Source organism: Acinetobacter sp. FDAARGOS_558 (assembly GCF_003937785.1).
Taxonomy (GTDB): domain Bacteria; phylum Pseudomonadota; class Gammaproteobacteria; order Pseudomonadales; family Moraxellaceae; genus Acinetobacter; species Acinetobacter baumannii.
In genome coordinates this window covers 1907583-1931576 of record NZ_RKJH01000001.1, presented here as the reverse complement: position 1 = coordinate 1931576, position 23994 = coordinate 1907583, and the positions used below count along the sequence as shown (strand labels likewise).

24 protein-coding genes are annotated in these 23994 nt (G+C 40.0%); 17 read left to right on the top strand and 7 right to left on the bottom strand.

Annotated features, from left to right (window positions below; all coding sequences use genetic code 11):
* Positions 1-50: 50 nt before the first annotated feature.
* Positions 51-473, bottom strand: coding sequence for a hypothetical protein (locus EGT34_RS09330; protein WP_002010652.1), 423 nt, complete (start codon positions 471-473; stop codon positions 51-53).
* Between the two features lie 29 nt (positions 474-502).
* Between EGT34_RS09330 and EGT34_RS09325 the strand changes: the two genes are divergently transcribed.
* From EGT34_RS09325 to EGT34_RS09310, 4 genes are all read left to right on the top strand, one after another.
* Positions 503-919, top strand: a complete 417-nt coding sequence (locus tag EGT34_RS09325) for a lysozyme inhibitor LprI family protein (protein WP_000910994.1) — start codon at positions 503-505, stop codon at positions 917-919.
* 109 nt (positions 920-1028) lie between these two features.
* Complete coding sequence (locus EGT34_RS09320; RefSeq protein ID WP_001283765.1) at positions 1029-2291, top strand: putative DNA modification/repair radical SAM protein; 1263 nt, start codon at positions 1029-1031, stop codon at positions 2289-2291.
* Positions 2292-2293: 2 nt separating this feature from the next.
* Entirely contained in the window at positions 2294-3091 is a 798-nt protein-coding gene (locus tag EGT34_RS09315; RefSeq protein WP_000481313.1) for a TIGR03915 family putative DNA repair protein, read from the top strand.
* Between the two features lie 132 nt (positions 3092-3223).
* Positions 3224-4324: an HPP family protein gene (locus EGT34_RS09310; protein ID WP_000111462.1), complete on the top strand. Its 1101-nt coding sequence runs from the start codon at positions 3224-3226 to the stop codon at positions 4322-4324.
* A gap of 69 nt (positions 4325-4393) precedes the next feature.
* Here EGT34_RS09310 and EGT34_RS09305 read toward each other — a convergent pair whose 3' ends face one another.
* Entirely contained in the window at positions 4394-4648 is a 255-nt protein-coding gene (locus tag EGT34_RS09305; protein WP_000013717.1) for a PspC domain-containing protein, read from the bottom strand.
* Between the two features lie 254 nt (positions 4649-4902).
* On the opposite strand from EGT34_RS09305, the gene EGT34_RS09300 reads away from it, so the two are divergent.
* Positions 4903-5550, top strand: coding sequence for a hypothetical protein (locus EGT34_RS09300; protein ID WP_000054113.1), 648 nt, complete (start codon positions 4903-4905; stop codon positions 5548-5550).
* A 71-nt stretch (positions 5551-5621) separates the two neighbouring features.
* Here EGT34_RS09300 and EGT34_RS09295 read toward each other — a convergent pair whose 3' ends face one another.
* Positions 5622-7445: an acyl-CoA dehydrogenase C-terminal domain-containing protein gene (locus EGT34_RS09295; protein ID WP_001112080.1), complete on the bottom strand. Its 1824-nt coding sequence runs from the start codon at positions 7443-7445 to the stop codon at positions 5622-5624.
* A 257-nt stretch (positions 7446-7702) separates the two neighbouring features.
* On the opposite strand from EGT34_RS09295, the gene EGT34_RS09290 reads away from it, so the two are divergent.
* Positions 7703-10006 (top strand): hypothetical protein, encoded by a 2304-nt coding sequence (locus EGT34_RS09290; RefSeq protein WP_000550343.1) that lies wholly within the window; start codon positions 7703-7705, stop codon positions 10004-10006.
* A gap of 45 nt (positions 10007-10051) precedes the next feature.
* On the opposite strand, the gene aroE is transcribed toward EGT34_RS09290, so the two are convergent.
* The 3 genes from aroE to ribA form a co-directional block, all read right to left on the bottom strand.
* Positions 10052-10840, bottom strand: a complete 789-nt coding sequence (gene aroE / locus EGT34_RS09285) for a shikimate dehydrogenase (protein WP_000166009.1) — start codon at positions 10838-10840, stop codon at positions 10052-10054.
* Between the two features lie 173 nt (positions 10841-11013).
* Positions 11014-11964 carry an oxygen-dependent coproporphyrinogen oxidase gene (gene hemF, locus EGT34_RS09280; RefSeq protein WP_001164616.1) on the bottom strand — a complete coding sequence of 317 codons (951 nt, stop codon included), beginning with the start codon at positions 11962-11964 and terminating at the stop codon, positions 11014-11016.
* A gap of 127 nt (positions 11965-12091) precedes the next feature.
* Entirely contained in the window at positions 12092-12694 is a 603-nt protein-coding gene (ribA, locus tag EGT34_RS09275) for a GTP cyclohydrolase II (RefSeq protein WP_001121174.1), read from the bottom strand.
* Between the two features lie 303 nt (positions 12695-12997).
* On the opposite strand from ribA, the gene dxs reads away from it, so the two are divergent.
* From dxs to EGT34_RS09230, 9 genes are all read left to right on the top strand, one after another.
* On the top strand, positions 12998-14902 hold the full coding sequence (dxs, locus tag EGT34_RS09270) for a 1-deoxy-D-xylulose-5-phosphate synthase (protein ID WP_000967373.1): 1905 nt from the start codon (positions 12998-13000) through the stop codon (positions 14900-14902).
* A gap of 122 nt (positions 14903-15024) precedes the next feature.
* On the top strand, positions 15025-15855 hold the full coding sequence (locus EGT34_RS09265; protein WP_000433617.1) for an inositol monophosphatase family protein: 831 nt from the start codon (positions 15025-15027) through the stop codon (positions 15853-15855).
* Between the two features lie 410 nt (positions 15856-16265).
* Positions 16266-18113 (top strand): DEAD/DEAH box helicase, encoded by a 1848-nt coding sequence (locus EGT34_RS09260; RefSeq protein ID WP_000047395.1) that lies wholly within the window; start codon positions 16266-16268, stop codon positions 18111-18113.
* Positions 18114-18204: 91 nt separating this feature from the next.
* Positions 18205-18390 carry a hypothetical protein gene (locus tag EGT34_RS09255; protein WP_000471151.1) on the top strand — a complete coding sequence of 62 codons (186 nt, stop codon included), beginning with the start codon at positions 18205-18207 and terminating at the stop codon, positions 18388-18390.
* 126 nt (positions 18391-18516) lie between these two features.
* Entirely contained in the window at positions 18517-19335 is an 819-nt protein-coding gene (locus tag EGT34_RS09250) for an ABC transporter ATP-binding protein (RefSeq protein ID WP_002019647.1), read from the top strand.
* Positions 19332-20108, top strand: a complete 777-nt coding sequence (mlaE, locus tag EGT34_RS09245; RefSeq protein ID WP_001091949.1) for a lipid asymmetry maintenance ABC transporter permease subunit MlaE — start codon at positions 19332-19334, stop codon at positions 20106-20108. The genes EGT34_RS09250 and mlaE overlap by 4 nt, the downstream gene beginning before the upstream one ends.
* Entirely contained in the window at positions 20108-20788 is a 681-nt protein-coding gene (locus EGT34_RS09240; RefSeq protein ID WP_000842362.1) for an outer membrane lipid asymmetry maintenance protein MlaD, read from the top strand. The genes mlaE and EGT34_RS09240 overlap by 1 nt, the downstream gene beginning before the upstream one ends.
* A gap of 26 nt (positions 20789-20814) precedes the next feature.
* A complete protein-coding gene (locus EGT34_RS09235; RefSeq protein WP_001093907.1) occupies positions 20815-21456 on the top strand; it encodes an MlaC/ttg2D family ABC transporter substrate-binding protein in 642 nt (213 codons plus the stop codon).
* Between the two features lie 11 nt (positions 21457-21467).
* Positions 21468-21755, top strand: a complete 288-nt coding sequence (locus EGT34_RS09230; protein WP_000250997.1) for an STAS domain-containing protein — start codon at positions 21468-21470, stop codon at positions 21753-21755.
* 69 nt (positions 21756-21824) lie between these two features.
* Here EGT34_RS09230 and EGT34_RS09225 read toward each other — a convergent pair whose 3' ends face one another.
* Positions 21825-22838: a CorA family divalent cation transporter gene (locus EGT34_RS09225; RefSeq protein WP_000888321.1), complete on the bottom strand. Its 1014-nt coding sequence runs from the start codon at positions 22836-22838 to the stop codon at positions 21825-21827.
* Positions 22839-22995: 157 nt separating this feature from the next.
* Here EGT34_RS09225 and EGT34_RS09220 point away from each other — a divergent pair, with 157 nt between their 5' ends.
* Positions 22996-23577 (top strand): TIGR00730 family Rossman fold protein, encoded by a 582-nt coding sequence (locus EGT34_RS09220; RefSeq protein WP_001084311.1) that lies wholly within the window; start codon positions 22996-22998, stop codon positions 23575-23577.
* Between the two features lie 14 nt (positions 23578-23591).
* On the top strand, positions 23592-23993 hold the full coding sequence (locus EGT34_RS09215; RefSeq protein WP_000849705.1) for an NUDIX hydrolase: 402 nt from the start codon (positions 23592-23594) through the stop codon (positions 23991-23993).
* Position 23994: the final 1 nt, after the last annotated feature.

Here is a 23994-nt window from a genome sequence, read left to right as displayed (position 1 = left end):
GATTTTGTAGGGGAGTGGCAAAGGCTTAATCAAGGGAATACATGATTCGGTCATTTGTTTTTCTGGCTTAGCCACTTTAAGCCTAACCAATAGCAAAAGCCTGTAAATAAGATCATCAGATAGAAACTGTAGATCTTATAAATATGCCACCAAGGGGAAGGGAATGATCCGACAAAAATCAAACGTGTAATAGGGCCAATCAAAATCCAGATCGCAGTTGCGCTGATGAAAATACTCATCAGATTTAAACGATTTTTACGGGCGAGAAAATAGGAAATGATATATGCAAAAGGAATAACCAGAAGGCCATAAAAAAGTAAATAAAATAAGAAGTGGGCTAGAAAAATAACTCCAATCGAATAAAGGTTGAACTCAGCATTTAATATTATTACCCCTAAGGCAGATAAACTCAGCAATGGGATGGGTGCAAGCGCAAGTGCGTGAATAATCATTTTTTTGTTATATTGAAGCATATTAAAAATTATAGAACTGAGAAGAAGTTATGTTGAAATTTTGCTGCAAACTTATTGTTTTATCCAGTCTTTTCTGTAGTCCATGGCTTTACGCGCAAACAGAAACTGATGAGCAAGATGAATACAACCAATGTGTAGACCAGACCATTAAAGAAATGAAGCTTGAAAGTATTAACAACATGGTTGTGCATAGCTGTTCTGAACAAGCTAAAAAGACTTATGAAGAAAAAATTGTTGCTCTAATTGATCAAATTCGTACACAAAGCGAAGAATACAAACAACCAGAGCGTTACCAAGATATTCTAAAATCTCAACGACTTTGGAAAGCTTATGTAGATCAGGAATGTAATAATACAGGTTCATACATTGGTTCACCGATGTATTCATATTGCCCAATGCAAGAGTATGAAAAGCGTGTAAAGCAGCTTGAAGAATACGTTAATTAAGCTTGTTCATTTTAAACGTCACTTCATGACGCCGAGCGTACTGCACTGGATTAAATTTAAGAATACAAAATGATATTTTTTAAACGATGCCATAAGTGAGTCGTTTGATATGTCTGATCGCATTCGAGAAAAACTACAGATTCTTGCCGATGCTGCCAAATATGATGTGTCTTGTTCATCAAGTGGCAGTGACCGTAAAAACAAAGATAAAGGTCTAGGAGATGCTAGTCATTCAGGAATTTGCCATAGCTATACTGAAGATGGCCGCTGTGTATCGCTCTTAAAAATTCTATTTAGTAATGTGTGTATTTTTGACTGCGCTTATTGTGTTTCACGCCGTTCTAATGACGTCCAGCGTGCAGCATTTACGGTGCAAGAGGTTGTAGACTTAACCATTAATTTTTACCGTCGTAATTATATTGAAGGCTTATTTTTAAGCTCAGGCATTTTTAAATCGGCAGATCACACGATGGAGCGTATGCTTCAAGTCGTAAAGAAGTTGCGTCTTGAAGAAAACTTTAATGGTTATATTCACCTAAAAACAATTCCGGGTGCATCGCCTGAACTGATCCATGAAGCAGGTTTATATGCTGACCGGATGAGTATTAATTTAGAGATGCCGACTGAGATTGGGTTAAAAACTTTTGCGCCAGAAAAATCACATCAGGAAGTACAAAAAGATTTAGGTTTAGTTCGTGACAGACTCATTCAACTTAAAGATGAGCGACAAATTATTAAGCACGTGCCGAAATATGTACCAGCAGGGCAGACTACGCAAATGGTTGTTGGCGCTCATCAAGAGTCAGATCAAGATGTTTTATTTATGGCTGACAAACACTATAAAGAATTTAAACTCAAACGTGTCTATTTTTCGGGTTATATCCCAATTAATACTGAAAATAATTACTTGCCTGCAGTTGGCTCTGCACCCCCATTATTGAGGGAAAACCGACTCTATCAAAGTGACTGGCTGATGCGTTTTTACGGTTTTGAAGTCAATGAAATCGTCAATGAAAAACACCCAAACTTAGATCTTGATGTAGACCCAAAATTAAGCTGGGCCTTAAGGCATCCTGAACAGTTTCCGGTAGATTTAAACCGCGCAGATTATCAAATGATTTTGCGTGTACCGGGCATTGGTGTGAAATCAGCCAAGAAAATTGTGCAGGCTCGCCGTTTTGGAAAAATCCATATCGATTTACTTAAAAAACTCGGTGTGGCCTACCAACGAGCAAAATTCTTTATTCGCTGTGAAGACAGTCCAAAATTCCAAAAAGAATTGTCTTCAAGTTTTATTCGGCAGCAAATTTTAACGCAAGGCTCATCGAAATATGTACAGCAACTCTCGCCACAATTAAGTCTTGGGTTTTAGTCATGTTTAATGATGAAGTAGCTTACTATTTTGATGGTTCAATGGTTGGGCTGTTGAGCTGTGTTTTTCGTGCATTTCAATTTAAAGAATTACAGGTTAGGCTTTGCTTAAGTGATGCGGCTCAACATGGCTTATTTGCTGATAAAATTGAGGTTTCAAATAACGAGCAACACGCCGAGCGTGTTTGGTCCGCGCTACAAAAAAAGCTTTCATCTTCTTCATTAAAACAATTCTATTTTGCCTCTTTATCTGAATCTTTAGATGCCTATCAACATTTATTTAATTACTGTATTTATGTGTTTAATAGTCATTCTTCTGTAGAAAAAGATTATTCACATCCCAGCGTTTTAGCGATTGCACAGTGGACGAAAAAGGTCGGGCGAGAGAAGCATCGAATGGAGGCTTTTATTCGGTTTAAGAAAACCAAAGATGAGCTTTTTTTAAGTCTGGTTCGTCCTGATTTTAATGTTTTACCACTCATTCAGCCGCATTTTAAACGGCGTTATCAAGATCAGCGTTGGCTCATTTATGATGAGCAACGCAAGTTTGGACTGTATTATGATTTACGGGAAATACATGAAGTTTCACTCGAAGCCTCAGACGTTGACCGTAATTTAAAAAATGGAATGAGCCAAAGTTTTCAGCTTGAGCTAGATGAGCAAGAAGTCTTATATGATCAGCTTTGGAAGGATTATTTTAAAAGCGTTAATATTACGGAACGCCAAAATATTAAGCTTCATGTGCAATATTTGCCAAAAAGATACTGGCGCTATTTAAATGAAAAGTTAATTGAATATTAAAACATTAAAATAGTAAGAGCACATTCAACAGGTTTTCTGATAATTGAAAGATATAATTTAAATGCACTTTATGTGGCTTTGGGCGTATACTTTTGCCCGTTATAAATAACGGCATATCCCCTAAGGTGTACTGTGAGTGTTATACAGCCAGAATGGTTACAGATTTTAAAACCAAATTTTAAGGTTTTACCACTAAAAGAACGGTTGCTTTGTGGCGTTGGAGCGCTATGTGGTTTAGCAATTTCCTCGTTAATTAGCTGGTATGTTTTAGGCGGAATTAATGCTTGGTACATTGCACCAATGGGGGCCTCATCTGTTCTCTTATTTGCTGTACCTACCAGTCCATTGGCTCAGCCTTGGAATGTTATTGTTGGTAATACATTAGCCGGAATTATTGGGGTCGCCTGTGCACAGTGGATTCCGGATTTAACCACGGCTTTTAGCGTGGCTGTGGGTTTTGCCATATTTTTGATGATGACCACCGACTCGTTGCATCCGCCTAGTGGAGCAGTTGCGATTACGGCTGTGTTGGGCGGTGCTGCCATTCATAAATTAGGCTTTTATTTCGTTTTTTATCCGGTTCTGCTCAACTCATTACTTCTACTCGGTTTTGCTGTATTTTTTAATCGATTGATTGGGCGACATTATCCGGTTACTGCACATTTAAATGAGCGTAGTAAAGATCCAACTCCCACTCAAAAAGTATCAATTCAGCCAAAAGATATTGAGTATGCATTAGAACATCATACTGAATTGTTAGATATCAGCCAGTACGACTTAGAAAAAATCATTTTAGAAGCGCAAGAACATGCCAATGAACGTATGGTGAACCAATATACCTGTCAGGATATTATGAGCCGTGATGTGATTAAATTGCATGAAAATGATGATATTCATCAGGCATTAGATAAATTTAAACAAGAAAATCTCATGAGTTTGCCTGTAGTTAATGCAGACAACCATTTAGTAGGTACTTTGGCGCTATATGAAGTTGTGGAATGGTTTAAAGGGGCAACAGATCCAAGAAACTCATGGCAGCATTATGTAAGACAAATTATGAGTCGTCGAGTAGTTACTGTACTGCCAACTCAGCCGATTCAAGACCTTGTACCTTACTTTGTTGAGAAGTCTTTTAACTATATTCCGGTGGTTGAGGAACGAAAACTGATTGGAATCATTAGCCGTGCAGATATGATTGCGGCTTTACAACAGCAGTTAAATCGTAAATTGTAATTTTAAACATAAAAAAAGCTACGGTTGATTAGGGGATGCAACCGTAGCGACCAAAATAAACTAAGTTATTTAATGTATTTGTTCTTCTCGTACAGTGCGAACAGGTTGTTGATAACCTTGCACTTGTTCTGGCTGTTTTTTAGGAATTACCAACCATAAAACTAAGTACACTAAAATTCCTGGAAAAGCCGCGCTCATTATCGAAACTAACACGAAAATAATGCGTAATAAATTTGCATTCCAACCAAATCGTTCAGCAATACCGCCCATTACACCGGCGATCATGCTTTGTCGGTTCGAGCGATATAAACCAGAATTGGCCATCTAAGTCTCCTCAAATATATAAGTTACAAGGAATCATTTATTCACTTGGTTAATTAAGAATATGGAGCCAATCCGAATGAATTAAAGGTTCACTAAACTAAAAATGGTTAAAATATGTAAATGGTTTAAATCAATGAAAGCAACATCTACTAAAATGCACTGTTTCGGGGCTGAAAGTGTTTGTAGCAGCGATGATATCGTTCCTGAACAATAAGGTTGAACTGTAGCATTGCTGTTGTATGTGAATGATGTATATGTCTTTGAAGTCGTCTGGTCTTTTAATGAAACATTTGGGTGTGGCAGCCATCTTGTGTATGGGGTTAAGTGCCTGCGATGTAAATCATGCCGACTCTAAAGATCACTCCGCCGTAGCAACGACTTCTAGACATGAAGATAGTTTGATTAAAAGCACTACGAAGGTTAAAACTTTAGATGATGCAGCGGGACGAACTTTCTTGCCTGAGGGCGTTCCAGATCAAACCTCAAAACTATCCGAAGCAGACCAACAATATGCAGGCCGTTATCACACTCGTATTTCATGTGAAGATAATTTTGCCGATTGTGAAACAGGCGAGGCAGAATATATTTTAAATTTATTACCTGATGGAACTGCGTATTGGAATGTTGTTCATTTTGGTCGTGTTGGTAGTAAAGATGGCTCAAAAAGTGCGGTCATCAATCAATTATGTCCTTCCTTGAAATGGAAGGTTGAGCCCGCCGCTCATGAGTTAACGATTCAATGTCCTTTATCAGATGTTAACTTCTATTTTGATATTGATGCAAAACAAAGATTAGTCGTAAATTTAGAAAAATTATTTTATAGCGATTTTGGTAAAAACCGTGAGTTTTTGGAACAAAATTATTTTGTTCCTACAAAAGCTTATGTACTTGATAAAGAGTAAAGCCAATTTTAGCAAAATAAAAAAGAGCGCAATATCAATTGCGCTCTTTTGATTTTAGAGTCTATACATCATTAGTAGTCGAAACTGAAGTGTTCCGCTGGTAATGAAGTCAGCGTACGAGAAGTCGTTACCATTGATTCTGCATGACCTTGAGCACGTGGTAATAAACGGTCAAAGTAGAAATCTGCAACTTTAATTTTTGCTTTATAGAACTCAGGAGTTTCTTGGCCATTACCTGCTTCTAATTTTTCAGAAGCGACAACTGCTTGTTGTGCCCAGAAATAAGCCATCATCACATAGCCTGAGAACATCAAGAAATCTACAGAAGCAGAAGATACGATGTCACGGTCTTTACGTGCAGCAAGCATGATACGAACAGTTAAAGTGTTCCACTGAGCACAAAGCTTTGTTAAGTCCCAAGCAAAACGACGTAAGTATTTATTACGAGCATGTGCAGCACAGAACTTTAAGATTTCAGCAGTGTATTCACGAACTACTTTACCTTTTGAGCTTAACAACACTTTACGACCAATCAAATCGAGTGCTTGAACACCAGTTGTTCCTTCATACAAAGTAGAAATACGGGCATCACGTACGATTTGCTCCATACCCCATTCTTTGATGTAACCATGGCCGCCGTACACTTGCATACCGTGGTTAGCAGCTTCTAGGCCAAGCTCGGTCAAGAAACCTTTTAAGATTGGTGTATAGAAACCAAGTTTATCGTCATAATCTTCAAATGCAGCTTGGTCACCGCGTGTCAAAGCATCTGTCATTTTGTCAGCAAGCTGTGCTGCGTAGTAGATCATTGAACGACCACCTTCAGCGATTGCTTTTTGAGTTAATAACATGCGGCGTACATCAGCATGGTGAATGATCGCATCAGCAACTTTATCTGGATCTTTTTTACCTGAAAGGGCACGCATAGACATACGTTCTTTGGCATATGGTAGAGCGCCTTGGAAAGATAACTCTGCATGGGCAATACCTTGAACCGCAGTACCGATACGCGCTGTGTTCATAAAGGTAAACATGGCATGTAGGCCTTTGTTTACTTCACCAATGAGGTAACCTGTTGCATTATCGAAGTTCAATACAGCAGTTGCAGAAGCACGGATACCCATTTTGTGTTCGATTGAACCACAGCTTACAGTATTACGTTCACCTACGCCGCCATCCGCAGTTGGGATAAATTTAGGAACGATAAATAATGAAATACCACGAGTACCTGCTGGTGCATCTGGAAGACGTGCAAGCACAATATGAATAATGTTTTCTGTTAAATCATGCTCACCGGCAGAAATAAAGATTTTTGTACCAGAAATCTTATAAGTGCCGTCAGCTTGTGGTTCAGCTTTGGTTTTTACCTGACCTAAGTCTGTACCACATTGAGGTTCGGTTAAGCACATTGTGCCGCTCCATGTACCTTCAACAAGTTTCGGCATATACGTTTGTTTTTGCTCATCTGTACCGAATTGCAAAATAGTATTCATACAGCCTGAGCTTAAACCTGGATACATGGTAAATGACCAGTTCGCAGTACCCATCATCTCTGATTTAATCAGGTTTAAAGACATTGGTAGGCCTTGACCACCAAATTCTTCAGGATAAGAAAGACCTTGCCAGCCACCCATTACAAACTGGTCATAAGCTTCTTTAAAACCTTTTGGCGTTTTAACTTCGCCGTTGTCAAAATGGCAACCTTCTTCATCGCCAGATTGGTTAAGTGGAGACAGTACGTTTTCACAATAATCTGCTGCACCTTCAAGAATCATATCTACTGTATCAGGATCTGCACTTTCACCATTTGATAAAGTTTTGTAGTGAGCAGGATAGTCTAGTACTTCATTCATTAAGAAGCGGATATCGTGTAGCGGAGCTTTATATGCTGGCATGGCTTTAATCCTAATTTTGAATCATTGTGGGATTATCTGAATCGATGATTTGATTATTCACTCGCATGATAAAAATACAATGTTAATCGCACCCGAAAGGAATGTCAGAAAAGCGAATTTTGTCGAAAATAAATACACCTGAAATTATAATTTCTGCTAAAGTCGGGACTTATACTTTTATGTGAAAAAACAACTAATTTTTTTATTTTTAGCAAGTTTTGTTAAAAAGATAAAGCGATAAGGTTTTAAAAAAGGTTATGCATTTAAAATATCTCAGTTTATGTTTATTTAGTTTGGGCTTGACGGCATGTGCACAACACGGCGTGCGTCCACAGGTGGCATCTGCGAGTTTAGAGCAAAAAGCCATTCAAAGTGTTAATGCGATGTATGAATACCCAAGTTATGATTATCGCGGAAACTTTAAAATTACCGTTGACCCTTCACAAATAAAGCAAAATGTAAAAGCTGAGAATACTGCTAAGCTAGATGCTGAATTACAAAAGAAAGTTGATCAATATTTACGTGAACAAAAAGTTGCCTTAAGTAAAGCACAGAAACAAACCTTATATGCGGCGATTGCAAACGAACAAGGTGATTTTGGACTGACTTCCTCAGCACGTTCTGAAAAAATTAATACCGTATTATTTAATTTGTTAAATGATCTTCAGTTTAGTTATGACGGCTCGATACATTATCGTCAAAAAATGGGTTCATTTAATTTAACGGCTAAATATGAAAAACCGACACTTTTAGTTCAGGCAAAATTGCCAATGGTTCTTGATCTTGAGAATTATAAGTTTTACATAAATTATTTTGGTTTGATGCCATATTTGGTCAATAAAGATAATCAAAATAATTTAGCTTATGTTGATTTCTCAAAATATAAAGCCTTCTTTAAAAATGTCGATAAGAAGAAATTTATTGAATACCTTAAAGCTTCAAGTGCTGTTTCATACCGATTAGCTGAACCGCAAAACCTACAACGTGTATCGTTGACTGAGGCTGATCGTAAAGCAGGGGCGGTTGAAAGAATTCGTTTAAAGACGACGGTTGAGCAACTACTTTTAGAAGTAGATTTGTTTGGGCAAGTTAATGAAAAATATCTTCAAAAAAGTGTTTTAGGTCTTGATGAGGAAAAACTTGCTGAAACGCTTGCCGCAGAGATTGCTGCTTCTGATGCGAAAAAAGGCACTGCTGGTAAAGAAGAACAAAAGGTTTCTTCTGATGACGCCGCTGCTGTTAGCCAACAGTTGTACTCCCTTGTTAATGCTCATTTAGGCAATACTTCTACTTCTGAAGATGAGGAAGTAGAGTCTGCTTCTAGTGAAGAGGCGAGTGATGTAGCTGTAGCAGAGGCCGAGCAAACTTCAGAAAATGAAGAAGTAGTTGCCCTGACGGAAGATCAATGTATTGAATTAAAATCACTTAAAAAACCGGTCGCTTTAGGGGATATTAATTATTGCCAAATCTACGGTATTGATGTTCTAGATCAGAGTGATACAAGTATTCAAAAAGCGCAAATCAAGTCTCGTCAGGACGCTTTAAAGCAAACTTTTGAAGCTTATAACCAAAACCAGTTTATTAATGATGAAGCATTCAAAGCTCTTTGGTTAAAACATAAGGATGAAATTGAACAAGCTTTACCGAAGCAAAGAAACCCAATCACAATTGATGTAGCTTTAGATGACAAAGGCCGTGCAGTCAATATGGATTACGATGTTGATTACACGCCAGCTGAGTTTAAGCACCGCTTCAATATTAAAGCAGATATGCAAATTCTGAATTATGGGAAAGCGACTTCAATTGATCAGCAGCAGCTTAAACAAGCTAAATCTGTAGCTGAAGCAAGTAAAGGTTCTATGCTGGAAAACTTTATTAAAGGTTTTAGTGAAAAGCTTGGGCAAAGTGACGTTTCAGAGCACCCTGTAGGCACACATAGTGATGTACAAGATTTAGATGCAAATCTGGCTGTACTTGCAGATAAAACCTATGATGCAACGCATGCTTATGACAAAACTTATAAAGCAGTATTTATTGCCAAATTGACTGCCGAAAAACCGTCATATATTAAGTATTATTCAGTTCAACAGCTACAAGAAATTGCTGAGGTTTATGCTTACTGGTTCTCTGATGAAGATACATATAATCCTCAAGGAAAAGCCTTAGAGCGTATTACCGCTTTACAGAAAAAACATCATCTTGAACAAGATGATCAGTTTGACCACGAGTTAGGACGTGCTGTAGATCATATTGTATTAACGACTATACAAGGTAAAACAGGGCGTGAAGCTTGGCAGAAGCTACAGAAGCAATATAAACAGCCAGCCCAACTTTTCTCAAAACAGTATCAGTTAGAGTTTGAAAAACAAAATGGTGTTTCTGCTGAAGAAAAGCATCTGTTATCAGAAACGGCTGATATTTTAGGGAATGTTTATGTGGCTGCTCGTAAAAAACAGCTTTCGGAAAAAACAATTCAGAACTTAAAACCTGAACATAATGAATTTATCGATTATGAAATTTTCCGAGAAGTTTATAAGCAAATGGTTACCGCTAAAAAATAATGAGTAAGATAAAAAAGAACCTACATATGTAGGTTCTTTTTTGGTTTATAGAAAATCTTTTAATTGTGGTCGTACGCCATTCCAGATATAGAAGGCTTCAATAGCTTGGCCTACTAACATGCCGAAACCTTCTGCGTAAGGCACATTACGTTGTTTCGCTTGATCAAGGAAGCTAGAAGGTTTGCCATAAGCCATTTCATAGGCATATTTGAATTGTAATTTTTCAGGTAGTTGTAAAGCATCGCCTGACAGACTTGTCGAAGTTGCATTAATCACAATATCAAAATCTCCTTCTAAATCATTTAGGGAAATTGCTTGTAATTGGGCTTGTGGAACTGCTGTTTTTAAGTCATCTACAAGTTGTTCTGCACGAGCTAAAGTTCGGTTTGCAATGACGATTTTTTTGGCACCAGCCTGTACAAGGGGATAAATAACACCACGCGTTGCGCCGCCAGCTCCTAAAATTAAAATAGTTGTATTTTCAAGATTCCATTCTAAAGCTTGAATTGCGGCAACTAAGCCTTGGCCGTCGGTATTGTCACCATGCAATTTGCCATTTTCCATCCATAAGGTATTTACAGCTTTAGCAATTTGAGCACGCTCGGTTAACACATCACATAAAGCAAAAGCTTGCTCTTTAAAAGGAACAGTAACGTTCATACCACTGCCGCCTTCTGCAAAGAAACTTCGCATGCTCGATTCAAAACCGTCAAGAGGAGCAAGCCGTTTTTGATAGTTTAGATCAACACCTGTTTTTTCAGCGAAAGCATGATGCAATTCAGGAGAGCGTGATTGTTCGATCGGATTGCCAATTACTGCAAACTGTTTGGTCATTCTTGTATCCAAAATTTTAAAATGGCATGAAGCAGATAGAGCCTGCACTGAATATTCAGCAGGCCTCACTATAAGTCAAAATAGCACAAGAAAAAATATTTGAATGAAGGCAAATAGAAATCAAAAAAGGAGATTCTTTAGGGTGGAAGCCAAAGAATCCCCAAAACAAAAAATTAGGCGACTTTTTCTTCTAAACCTAACCAATCACGAGGTTTTAAATAGTAGTCAGTTAAACGCTTCTCTGGAGAGTCTTCATCCCATTCAGGGCGATAAGACCATGCAGCTAGATTAGGTAAGCTAACTAAAATCGACTCAATACGGCCACCAGTTTGTAATCCAAACAACGTACCGCGGTCATACACCAAGTTATATTCCACATATCTGCCACGCCGGTAAAGCTGGAACTCTCGTTGAGCTTCGGTATAAGGCTGTTCGCGGTGTTTTTCGAAAATTGGCAAGATCGCATTTAAATAGCCATTACCTACGGCTTGAATATATTTAAAGCAGGTTTCGAAATCCCAGCAATTTAAATCATCAAAGAATAAACCGCCCACACCACGTTGTTCATCGCGATGCTTTAAATAGAAATAGTCATCGCACCATTTTTTATGTTCAGCATAAACATTGTCACCAAAAGGCTTACACAGGTCATAAGCGGCTTGGTGCCAATTTAAAACATCTTGATCATCTGGATAAAATGGCGTTAAGTCAAAACCTCCACCAAACCACCAAATCGGATCTTGACCTTCACGCTCTGCAACGAATAAGCGGACATTCGCATGCGAGGTTGGAATATTCGGGTTTTTAGGGTGAATGACTAAAGACACACCTAGCGCTTGAGCTTTTGCCCCTGCAATTTGAGGGTGACGTTCTGTTGCAGAAGCAGGCAGTTTACTAATGTTGATATGTGAAAACATCACGCCGCCTTTTTCAATCACTGTACCATTTTGCAGTACACGTGAACGGCCGCCACCGCCTTCAGGGCGCTCCCAATCATCAATGATAAATTCTGCTGTCCCACCACCAGCTTTTTCTTGTTGTTCTAAACCGGCACAAATACGGGCTTGTAAATCGAGGAGAAATTCGCGGACACGTTGAATATCTGTTGAAGTCGGATGTTGCATAATGACCCTCAAAGATGATCGAAATAGATTAGATACATCAAAACATAAATCCATAAAAAAAGTAAGGGATTTTTTCTAATTCCTGAAAAAATCCCTTAAATATAGTTTTTAAATTTTGGATTTGAAATCAAAAATCATCTTTTTGGTAAAGGTGATCCATTCTTTCACGTTTGGTTTTTAAATATTGTTCATTAAAAGGGTTACGGCCGACAGTTAAAGGTACGCGATCTACCACATTAATACCTTGATCTTTGAGTGCCTGAATTTTCAAAGGATTATTGGTAATTAATTTAACTTCTTTCACTTTTAAGTGGTCGAGCATAATACTGCACATATCGTAACGACGTGCATCGGCGGGTAAATTCAGTAGTAAATTGGCATCTACTGTATCGTGCCCCTGATCTTGCAGGGCATAAGCACGAATTTTATTGGTTAAACCAATACCGCGTCCTTCTTGGCGTAAGTATAAAATTACACCTTGTCCTGCTTCATTGATGAGTTTCTGAGTGGCTTGTAGTTGTGGGCCACAGTCACATTTCAATGATGCAAACGCATCACCCGTTAAGCATTCAGAATGTACGCGGACCAAAACAGGACCCGTTGGCGGATTTTCTAACCCTTTGGAAAGTGCCACATGTTCTTCACCTGTTACGGGATCTTGAAACACAGAAATATTGAATTCACCAAAAGCGGTCGGGAGTTTTGATGTTGCAATGAACTCTATAGGCACAGATTAACTCATCTTTTAACCGAAAACGGTTTAAAGTATAGCGTAATGCTGGGAGATTGGTCGAATTGTCATAATCATTTTGCACACTAAGGTTTTCTTTTTTGTATAAAGAAGACGATAATAGTTGATAAATAGTCAGATTATTCAGGATAATCTGCCAACCATACCCATACTGTATGAGAGACTGCTTTGCATGATCTCGTTCGCAAATGTGGCTGATTGAAGGTGACTTCATTCGATTGTATGATCGACCCATTTTGACCCAGCTTAGGATTTGCCAGGCTTATAAAGGCTTTGCCACATATGTTGTATACCGAAATTCCAACTCAACGCCCTGTTACGCCATTGTTAGATGCGATTGATCATCCTCAACAATTACGTCAGCTCGAGCATAGCCAATTACTACAAGTGGCTGATGAGTTGCGTCAATATATTTTATATGCAGCAGGCCAGAGTGGTGGCCATTTCGGTGCTAACCTCGGCGTGGTTGAGCTGACGGTAGCGCTGCATTATTGCTTTAATACACCAAATGACCGTTTAGTTTGGGATGTGGGACACCAAGCATACCCACATAAAATCCTGACTGGACGCCGTGAACAAATTACGACCATTCGCGCTAAAAATGGATTGGCTGCTTTCCCAGCCAGAGAAGAGTCTGTTTTTGATACCTTTGGGGTAGGGCATTCTTCAACTGCTATTTCAGCTGGTTTGGGTATGTCTTTGGCACGTCGCTATCAGAAAGACCCATGTGAAGTCGTTTGTATTGTGGGTGATGGTGCAATGACTGCGGGCATGGCATTTGAAGCAATGAATGATGCTGTTGCTCATGATGCAGATTTAATTGTTGTACTCAATGACAACGATATGTCGATTTCTTGCAGTACAGGTGGCTTTGCCAAACATTTAGCTGCAATTTGGGAAAAAGGTCATTTAGTTAATGTCAATGAACATGGCGAAGCTTATATCCAGCCACATCCAAAATGGACATATAACTCTCGATTACACCAATCAGCAACCGATGCGGCAGATAATTTATTTAAAGCAATTGGTTTTGATTATTTCGGGCCTTTTGACGGACACGATGTCACTCAGTTGGTTCAGGTGTTCAACGCGCTCAAAAAACGCAAAGGTCCACGTTTAGTTCACGTTTATACCAAGAAAGGTAAAGGCTTTGCTCCTGCTGAAGCAGACCCGATTACTTACCATGCGATTGGCAAAATTAATGCTGCTTCGGGCGGGAAAACACCACCAAAATACTCTGATGTGTTTGGTGAGTGGTTATGTGATGAAGCTGCACAAGATGAGCGTTTGCTTGCGATCACGCCTGCAATGTGTGAAGGCTCGGGCATGGTTAAATTTGCGAAGCAATTTCCTCAGCGTTTCTTCGATGTCGCGATTGCAGAGCAGCATGCTGTAACACTTGCAGCAGGAATGGCATGCGAAGGGCTAAAACCTGTTGTCGCCATTTATTCAACATTCCTGCAGCGTGGTTACGATCAGCTTATTCATGATGTCGCATTGCAAAATCTTGACGTGACTTTTGGTATTGACCGTGCAGGCTTGGTTGGTGAAGATGGTCCAACGCATGCAGGTGCATATGACTATGCCTATATGCGTACTGTGCCTAATATGGTGATCATGGCACCGAAAGATGAAAATGAATGCCGTCAAATGCTTCATACGGCCTATGCCTATAATGGCCCGGCTGCGGTACGCTATCCGCGTGGTGCAGGTGTGGGCGTCGAAATCCAAAAAGAGATGACTGTTCTTGAATTGGGTAAAGCTGAAATTGTTGCAGAAATTAAAGCAAACAGTGATGAGCAGATTACGGTTTTAGCATTTGGTAGTCGTGTCATGGTTGCTCTGGAAGCAGCTGAGCAATTTGCTCAAAAACATGACATCAGTGTGTGTGTTGTAAATATGCGCTTCGTAAAACCGCTTGATGAACAAATGATTCGAGACTTGGCTGAGCATACTCATTTATTCGTGACAGTTGAAGAACACGCGATTATGGGTGGTGCGGGTAGTGCAGTGAATGAGTTTATGGCTCAAGAACAAATTGTTAAACCTATCATTAATTTAGGTCTACCAGACTCGTTCTTGCATCAGGCGACACATAATCAAATGCTACAAGATTGTGGTTTAGATGCTAAGGGTATTTTGAACTCGATTGAGCGAGCATGGCTTAAGGTAAATCAGGTGGTTTAATACCTCAATAAAATTTTTCGAAACATTTTTTCCCAAAAAGCGTATTCATTTGCTAAAATGGATACGCTTTTATGCATTATTCTTTGTCAAAATCTTCAAATTTGTATTGTAGTGGGTGTTCAATGGAACCTATGGTGGTGATGGCTGCGCGTGCGGCTCAAACAGTTGGTCAAGAGCTTTTAAAAGCGCATCAAAATCGTCATAAGCTCGATTTGCAAGTTGAAGAGAAAGGCATTGATGGTCCTGTAACACGTGTAGATCGTTATTTAGAACAATTGACGATTGATACATTACGTAAAAGTTATAAAAACCATAGCTTCTTAGGTGAAGAGTTCGGTTTGCAAGAGGGCAAAGGCCACGATGCAGACTGGTGCTGGGTGATCGACCCTCTTGATGGCACGCAAAACTTTATTAATGGTTTCCCTCATTTCTGTATTTCTATTGCTGTTCAGCACAAAGGTGTTACTCAGCACGGCGTAATTTACGATCCGGTACGTGACGAATTGTTCTCTGCAAGTCGTGGTCGTGGTGCAGTGATGAACCAGCGTCGTATTCGCGTAAATGTAAAAGATAGTCTAGAAAACACATTCTTGGCAGTAGGTCACCCTTACCGTGCTAAACGTGCTGGTGAAATTGTGTCTTATGCAGAACAGCACTTTGCTTCATTATTAGCTGTGACTCAAGCGGGTGCTCAAATCCGCCGTGGTGGTTCAGCTGCTCTCGACTTAGCTTATGTTGCTGCTGGTCGTTTCGATGGTTTCTTTGAACTTGGTTTAAAGCCATGGGATATCGCTGCTGGTGAGCTTATTATCAAGGAAGCTGGTGGTGTTGTGGTTGACGCACGTGGTGGTAATGATTCACTTGAAAATGGTCAAGTGATTGCATGCTCACTGAAAATGTTAAAGCCATTAATGCAAACTGTAGTTCCTGCTTGGGACAAAGCTGCAAAATAATTTAAAAAAATTATTTCTGAGTAAGACCCTCTTTTTATAGAGGGTTTTACTTTTTAATGGTCGGTAAAATACAAATAACAGTAGAAATACCGAGAAAGTTGATTAAAACACATGACTTTTAAATTCTTTCTGCTATAATCCGCCCACGCACTTAAATTTCCGTTCATTACCTGAACATTCTGTTCTATTCATTGTAAGCGCACGCTGTCCATAGAGAGGACCATTTCTTGCGCCCCAATCGCTCAGCGATTCTTCAGGTTGCGGCCGTAATCAAGCGTGCGTTTAGTCCACATCGTCGTTACTCGGATTGCTGCTGAATAATAAGATTCAGCTAATATTTGCTTTGCCGCTTTTGCCGATGTCTATTTGTATTTATTAAAAATGGAGCACCCTTTGGGGTGGAACTCTCTATGAGCAAAACTTTTGCCGAATTTTCTTTGCACGAAACCTTACAACAAGCTCTTGAAGGTTTAGGTTTTACTAACCCAACTCCTGTGCAAGAACAATCTATTCCTGCTGCTTTAGAAGGTAAAGACCTTCTTGTTTCTAGCCAGACTGGTTCTGGTAAAACTGCTGCATTCTTATTACCGACATTACATAATTTGGCAGGTCAAGATACTTTCGTTCCGTTCAAAGAACGTATGAAAGCAGTGACTCAGCCTAGCATTTTAGTTTTATGCCCAACACGTGAATTGGCTCAACAAGTTAGCCAAGACGCAATTGCTTTTGTACGTCACATGAAAGGTGTTCGTATTGCTGCAATTATGGGTGGTATGCCTTTTGGTAAACAAATTCAACAGCTTAAAGGTGCTCAAGTTGTAGTTGCGACTCCAGGTCGTTTATTAGACTTAGTTAACCGTCGTCAATTAAAGCTAGACAAAGTTGATGCTTTAATCGTGGACGAAGCTGACCGTATGTTAGACCTTGGTTTCTCTGAAGACTTAGAAGCGATCAGTGACTTGGCTGCGAATCGTGGTCAAACGTTAATGTTCTCTGCAACTTTTGCTGACCGTATTATTCGTCTTGCTGAGCGCATGATGAATGAACCTGAGCGTATTGCAATTGAAACTGGTCACAGCACCAATACTGACATCACCCAAACTTTACACTGGACAGATGGTTTTGAACATAAGAAGAAACTTCTGACTCACTGGTTGGCTGATGAAACGCTTGACCAAGCTGTTGTATTCGCGAGCACACAAGAAGATACAGATATGTTGGCTGAAGAACTTGCAGAAGCAGGTCATTCAGTTGTTGCACTTCACGGTGCAATGCCGCAAACAGTTCGTAACCGTCGTTTACGTAGTATCCGTGAAGGCCGTGCGAAAATCTTAGTTGCTACTGACGTTGCTGCACGTGGTCTTGACGTTCCAACAATTTCACACGTTATTAACTTCGGCTTACCAATGAAGCATGAAGATTATGTACACCGTATTGGTCGTACAGGTCGTGCTGGTCGTACAGGTCAAGCGATTACTTTAGCGACTTATCGTGAACGCGGTAAAATCCGTGCGCTTGAAGACTACTTAGAAGCTCGTTTAAATGTTTCTGAAATTGAAGGTTTAGAGCCATCTCCACCTCCAGCCCGTCCACGTCGTGAAGGCGGTCGTGGTGGTAACGGTGGCCGTGATGGTCGTCGTGGTGGCGGTTTCGGCGGTGGTCGTCGTTTCGAGGGTGAAGGCAACTTCAAACGTCGTGAAGGTGGTCGTGATGATCGTCCACGTCGTAGCTTTGATGATAAGCCTCGTGGTGAGCGTCCTGCTTTCGGTGGCGAAGATCGTCCACGTCGCGAGTTCAACTCAGACCGTCCACGTCGTGAAGGTGGTTTTGAAGACCGTCCAAAACGTAGCTTCGGTGGTGAAGATCGTCCACGTCGCGAGTTCAACTCAGACCGTCCACGTCGTGAAGGTGGTTTTGAAGACCGTCCAAAACGTAGCTTCGGTGGTGAAGATCGTCCGCGTCGCGAGTTCAACTCAGATCGTCCACGCCGTGAAGGTGGTTTTAACGATAAGCCTCGTTTTGATTCAAATGATGACAATCGTGGTAACCGCGTAGACTATAAACCACGTCGTGAAAACGGTTTCGGTGACCGTCCACAACGTAGCTTTGGTGGTGAAGATCGTCCACGTCGTGAAGGTGGTTTTGGTGATCGTCCAAAACGTAGCTTTGGTGGTGAAGACCGTCCACGTCGCGCAGTTCGCGAAGAACACTTTAATCAAGAATCTCGTGGTGAGCGCCGTCGTAAATTCGACCGTTAATCTTTAAGAGATTTAAAAAAAGGCCAGTTTACATACTGGCCTTTTTTATTTTTTAGTTTTGTTATAAAATAACAAAGTGTGAAACAGTTCAATGTTTATTGTAATAATGCGTAAAAGTAAGCGAAAAGAGTCGCCTTTGGCATGGTTGAGTAAATTCTTATTTCAACGTGGTTTGCCATATCTTTTTATTGCACTTGCTTTGTGCAATGGAATTTACTTTGCCTATGCTTTATTAACTGGCCATTTCGTAGACCAGTTTCAAGTTCTCGATCAATAAATTTCTTTTCAAAATCTAGCTCATATTCCTATATTAGCTTGTTTTGCTTTTGTCAAAATTACAACAAGATTCCCAAAATTCAGTGTTATAGTATGCGGGCATAAAAGTGCAGGAATGATTGCCATTATGAATAATAAAACTCCTCTCTCGACTCAATCACTGATTGAAGTGAAAAACTTGAGTTTTAACCGAGGGGAACGCGTCATTTATGACAATATTAGTTTAAATATACGTCGAGGCCAGATCACGGCCATTATGGGACCATCTGGTACAGGTAAAACGACTTTATTACGCTTGATTGGTGGGCAGCTTGTTCCCGATCAGGGCGAAGTTTTGCTTGATGGCAAAGATATTGCTCAAATGTCACGCCAGGAATTATTTGCAGCACGTGCGCGTATGGGAATGCTGTTCCAGAGTGGAGCTTTATTTACCGATATGTCGGTTTATGAAAATGTCGCTTTTCCAATTCGTGCGCATACTAAGCTTTCTGAAAATCTCATTGCAGAACTGGTCGCTTTAAAACTTGAATCGGTGGGCTTGCGTGGAACAGAACAGCTTATGCCTACTGAGTTGTCAGGTGGTATGAACCGACGGGTCGCTTTAGCTCGTGCAATTGCGCTTGATCCCGATTTAATTATGTATGACGAACCTTTTGCGGGGCAAGACCCGATTGTGAAGGGTGTTTTAACACGTCTCATTCGTTCATTGCGAGAAGCTTTAGATCTAACTACGATTATTGTTTCGCATGATGTTCCTGAAACCCTCTCTATTGCTGACTACATTTATGTTGTAGCGGAAGGGAAGATTCAAGGGGAAGGAACGCCAGAAGAATTACAAGCTTATGCTTCTCCATTTGTAAAACAGTTCTTAACCGGCTCGGCAGAAGGTCCGGTTGAATACCAGTTTAGCCACCAAGCTTATTTAGATAACGAGGTTCGTCCATGAATACGATAGCCTGGTTAGGTAGACTCGTTATTGAGCGGATTCGAGGGATTGGTGTTGCGGCACTGATGCTCTTACAGATTATTTTTTCATTACCTTCAGCGGGCGGTTTCGGACGTTTCGTCTATCAAATGCATCGTGTAGGGGTAATGTCTTTACTCATTATCACGGTATCAGGCTTATTTATTGGTCTGGTACTCGGATTGCAAGGCTACTCAATATTAGTCAATGTTGGTAGTGAATCAATGCTAGGCACAATGGTGTCTTTAACTTTACTGCGTGAGCTTGCACCGGTTGTTGCAGCTTTGCTCTTCGCTGGACGAGCAGGTTCTGCATTGACTGCTGAAATTGGTTCGATGAAACAAAGTGAACAGCTTGCCAGTATGGAAATGATTGGTGTTGATCCTTTAAAGCAAATCGTATCACCACGTCTTTGGGCTGGTATAGTCAGTTTGCCAATGTTAACCGTTATTTTTGCTGCGATTGGTATTGTTGGCGGTAAATTGGTTGGAGTTGACTTTCTTGGCGTTGATGAAGGCTCCTTTTGGAGTGGTATGCAAAATAATGTTCAATTTGGCCACGATGTCGTAAATGGCATTATTAAGAGCATTGTATTTGCTTTGCTGTGTACATGGATTGCTGTTTTCCAAGGGTATGCATGTGATCCGACACCTGAAGGCATTGCAACGGCAATGACCCGCACGGTTGTATATTCTTCATTATGTGTTTTAGGTTTTGATTTCGTGTTGACTGCGGTCATGTTCGGAGGGATTTAATGAAATCACGTACTAGTGAGCTGGCCGTAGGTATCTTTGTCATTATCTTCGGTATTGCTTTATTCTTTTTAGCAATGAAAGTGAGTGGTTTAGTGGGCACGAACTTGAGCGATGGCTACACCATGAAAGCTCAGTTTGATAACGTTAATGGTTTAAAGCCTCGTGCTAAAGTGACGATGAGCGGTGTAACAATTGGCCGCGTTGATTCAATCACGCTTGATCCGGTTACACGTTTGGCTACGGTTACTTTTGATCTTGATGGAAAACTGACAAGCTTTAATGCTGAACAGTTAAAAGAAGTTCAAAAAAATGCTTTAGACGAATTACGTTATAGTTCTGATTATACGCAAGCGACTCCAGCGCAACAAAAAACAATGGAACAGCAACTGATCAGTAACATGAACTCCATCACAAGTATTGATGAAGATGCTTATATAATGGTTGCAACCAATGGTTTATTGGGTGAGAAATATTTAAAAATCGTACCGGGTGGTGGTCTAAACTACCTTAAACGTGGCGATACTATTTCTAATACCCAAGGAACGATGGATCTAGAAGATCTTATTAGTAAATTTATTACTGGTGGTGGCGCAGGTAAGGTTGCCGCTGGTTCATCCTCAGCAGAAGAAAAAGCTCCTGCAAGTACTGACAGCAGTGCACAGCCGTCATTTGTTGAGTAAGAGATTATTTGAAGGAGTGGTTCCAGGTGAATACGTTGTTTAAACAAACCCTTACAGCAAGTATTTTGTCTACTATGATTGCTGGTACAGCTTTTGCTGCACCTTCAGAAGCACCACCTGACTTTATTAAGCGTGTTGCTGATGGCTTGATTTCTCGTTTAAAAGCCGATCATGCTAAATTGCAAAATAACCCAGCATTAGTAAAAACAATTGTACGCCAAAACTTAGACCCGTATGTTGATTCACAAGCGTTTACTCGTATTGTGATGGGTACTTATGCAACAAACCAATATAGTACTGCTGCACAGCGTGCTCAGTTTGAAACGAACTTCCGTAATACGTTAATTGAGAATTACGGTAGTGCATTTGCTAAGTATACAAACCAAACTTACACGATGCGTCCATACAAGGCGACAGCTGGTAAAAACCCTGTTGTGACTTTAGATTTTAATCACAATGGTGAAAAAATTCCTGTGTCGTTCCAGTTGGCAGACAAAGGTTCGCAATGGAAAATCCGTAACATCAATGTTTCTGGTATTGATTTAGGATTGCAGTTCCGTAACCAATTTGCTGCAACTGTGAAACGTAATGGCGGTGATTTGAATAAAGCAATTGCTACGTTCCAACCTGATGCAGATGCTGCTGTTAATCAGAATAAACAAAAATAAGTAGGTGAAGAGTGGTTCAGTATCTTAACCAAGAGTTAGTTGTTTCAGGCAAAATTGATTTTGAAAATGCTGAACAACAATACCAAGCTGGATTGGCAATTATTAAAAAGCAAACAAGCTTTCCTTTAATTGTTGATTTAAAGCAGCTTGAACATGGTAATACGTTAGCCTTGGCTGTTTTAGTGCAATGGCTACGTCAAACTCCACAAAAGTCTGGATTACATTTTAAAAATGTACCGGAAAAGATGCTGAAAATCATTCAAGCCTGCCATTTGCAAGAAGACCTACATTTGGTTTGATGAGCAAAGATAAAAAAGCACCTAAATTTAGGTGCTTTTTTATATACAAAATTTGCGGGGGTAATCTCTTTAAATCCATTTTTTCCAGCGGAAATAAATGATAGGCCCAATAAAGAAACCAATAATAATTAATAAAACGATAATAAAGCTGGTTGTGCCGTGTGCGAAAGGAAGTACATCCGTGTTCATACCATAGATACTGGCGATTAACATAGGTGGTGCCAACATACTTGGTAATATCGAGAATCGACGGATCGTATCGTTTTGTTCAGTGTTAATAAATCCTGACGTTGTATCAAGCAAGAATCGTACTTTTTGGAATAAGAAAGCGTCATGTTCGACAAGCGAGCGAACATCTTCGCTAAGTTCTCGAATATCTGCATCATAGATATGACTGCCTAAAGCACGTGGACGAGACAAAAACGTTAAAACACGGCGCAAATCAATTAAACAGAGCTGTGCTTTCCCAAGCATGTCTTCTTGTTGTGCCAAGCGGGTAATCATGTCATCAAGATCTAAAATCTGTTCACGTTGATGGTTATTGAGAACCTCGGTTGAGTATTTTTCTAGATCCTTGTGGATATCTTCCAAGATATCCGCAAGCTCATCTAGCTTTGCTTCAAGTAAGCCCAATAAAATCCATGTTGGATCTTTATAATCCATTTCATAGTCATTACGACGAGCTCGAGCACGAAAAGCACGAAAGGCAACTAACTTTTCACCACGTAAAGTAAATAAGCGGTCTTTATGTAAGATGAATGCAACAGTCTGCACCATGGCAAGCATATGGGAAGAATCTTCGGCATCCCCATCAACCTGATAATTTTTATTTTTCGTTAAAAAATAGGTGCTGATATGCAAAATACCGTCATCATCACGGTAGAATCGAGCAGAAGATGAAATGTCTTCTAACGACTTTAGTGTAGGTAAGTTCTGATTGTAAGCATCTAAGACCCATTGTTGTTCTTCTTGAGAGGGTGCAATAAGATCAAGCCATACTAATTCGGGATGTAGATCAAATCCACCATTGATGGTGGCATCTTCCAGACTTCCGCGTTCTGTGGCATAAAAGGCTTCAAGCATGTGTCTTTTTTCCTTACGCAGTCTGATGGAAATTGATGGGTGTATTTTAGACAAGGATTTGCCGAAAAACACTTGCCAATACGCTATTTTGCAAAAAAAAACTCTGTCGATAGTCTAGTTTGTCAGCATGACAGTTCAATAAAACGGTTTTTATACTATGAATTCAATTTGTATTTTCTGTGGTTCATCTCTTGGTTCAAACCCAATCTTTCAACAAATTGCTCAATTAACCGGTGAAGCTATTGCTAAACAAGGTAAAACACTCGTTTATGGCGGTGGCCGTTCTGGTTTAATGGGTGTTGTTGCTGATAGTGCTTTGCAAGCCGGCGGGCAGGTCATTGGGGTAATTCCTCGTGCTTTAGTTGATCGCGAGTTAGCTCATCCTGGACTGACAAAATTATATGTCGTCGAAAATATGCATGAGCGTAAAACCAAAATGGCAGATCTGTCGGACGGTTTTATTGCTTTACCAGGTGGGGCAGGTACATTGGAAGAAATCTTTGAACAATGGACATGGGCACAATTAGGTATTCATCAAAAGCCGTGTGCTTTTCTAAATGTAGCTGGCTTTTATGAAGATTTGCTTAAAATGATTCAGGGAACTGTAGATAACGGATTTAGCCAAGCACGGTTTGTTGATAAATTGATTACCTCAGACAAAATTGAAGATATTCTTCAACAATTTGAGCAATATCAGGCTCCTGCTCCGAAATGGACAAATGCTGACGTTCAACCATAAATGAGGTTAAATAGGTGAAAACTATTACGGTCGCCGCTGCGGTGATCTTAAATGAACAAAATGAATTATTGCTTGTCAGAAAGCGTAATACACAAGCTTTTATGCAGGTAGGCGGTAAATTGGAGCCGAATGAAGCTCCGGAAACTGCTATACAGCGTGAAATCTTGGAAGAAATAGGCAGCCCGTGTGTAATAGAACAGTTTATAGGGCGTTTTGAGACAGCAGCTGCCAATGAACCGGATCATACGCTTATTAGCCATTTATATTTGGTTCGATTAAAACAGTCCCCACAAATTGCAGCTGAAATTGCTGAAATGAAGTGGGTGAAATTTAATGATTCCGAGACAAAACTCGCACCATTAACCAAAGAAATTGTAATTCCGTGGTGTGAGCAGAACTTATCTATAACTCTATAAT

Coding starts and splice junctions, on each gene's coding strand:
- mlaE (WP_001091949.1), top strand. CDS start 19,332: ATGAATACGATAGCCTGGTTAGGTAGACTCGTTATTGAGCGGATTCGA.
- aroE (WP_000166009.1), bottom strand. CDS start 10,840: ATGACCAAACAGTTTGCAGTAATTGGCAATCCGATCGAACAATCACGC.
- EGT34_RS09265 (WP_000433617.1), top strand. CDS start 15,025: ATGGAACCTATGGTGGTGATGGCTGCGCGTGCGGCTCAAACAGTTGGT.
- EGT34_RS09305 (WP_000013717.1), bottom strand. CDS start 4,648: ATGGCCAATTCTGGTTTATATCGCTCGAACCGACAAAGCATGATCGCC.
- EGT34_RS09295 (WP_001112080.1), bottom strand. CDS start 7,445: ATGCCAGCATATAAAGCTCCGCTACACGATATCCGCTTCTTAATGAAT.
- hemF (WP_001164616.1), bottom strand. CDS start 11,964: ATGCAACATCCGACTTCAACAGATATTCAACGTGTCCGCGAATTTCTC.
- EGT34_RS09300 (WP_000054113.1), top strand. CDS start 4,903: ATGTCTTTGAAGTCGTCTGGTCTTTTAATGAAACATTTGGGTGTGGCA.
- EGT34_RS09225 (WP_000888321.1), bottom strand. CDS start 22,838: ATGCTTGAAGCCTTTTATGCCACAGAACGCGGAAGTCTGGAAGATGCC.
- EGT34_RS09255 (WP_000471151.1), top strand. CDS start 18,205: ATGTTTATTGTAATAATGCGTAAAAGTAAGCGAAAAGAGTCGCCTTTG.
- EGT34_RS09290 (WP_000550343.1), top strand. CDS start 7,703: ATGCATTTAAAATATCTCAGTTTATGTTTATTTAGTTTGGGCTTGACG.
- EGT34_RS09320 (WP_001283765.1), top strand. CDS start 1,029: ATGTCTGATCGCATTCGAGAAAAACTACAGATTCTTGCCGATGCTGCC.
- EGT34_RS09240 (WP_000842362.1), top strand. CDS start 20,108: ATGAAATCACGTACTAGTGAGCTGGCCGTAGGTATCTTTGTCATTATC.
- EGT34_RS09250 (WP_002019647.1), top strand. CDS start 18,517: ATGAATAATAAAACTCCTCTCTCGACTCAATCACTGATTGAAGTGAAA.
- EGT34_RS09220 (WP_001084311.1), top strand. CDS start 22,996: ATGAATTCAATTTGTATTTTCTGTGGTTCATCTCTTGGTTCAAACCCA.
- dxs (WP_000967373.1), top strand. CDS start 12,998: ATGTTGTATACCGAAATTCCAACTCAACGCCCTGTTACGCCATTGTTA.
- EGT34_RS09325 (WP_000910994.1), top strand. CDS start 503: ATGTTGAAATTTTGCTGCAAACTTATTGTTTTATCCAGTCTTTTCTGT.
- EGT34_RS09315 (WP_000481313.1), top strand. CDS start 2,294: ATGTTTAATGATGAAGTAGCTTACTATTTTGATGGTTCAATGGTTGGG.
- EGT34_RS09330 (WP_002010652.1), bottom strand. CDS start 473: ATGCTTCAATATAACAAAAAAATGATTATTCACGCACTTGCGCTTGCA.
- EGT34_RS09260 (WP_000047395.1), top strand. CDS start 16,266: ATGAGCAAAACTTTTGCCGAATTTTCTTTGCACGAAACCTTACAACAA.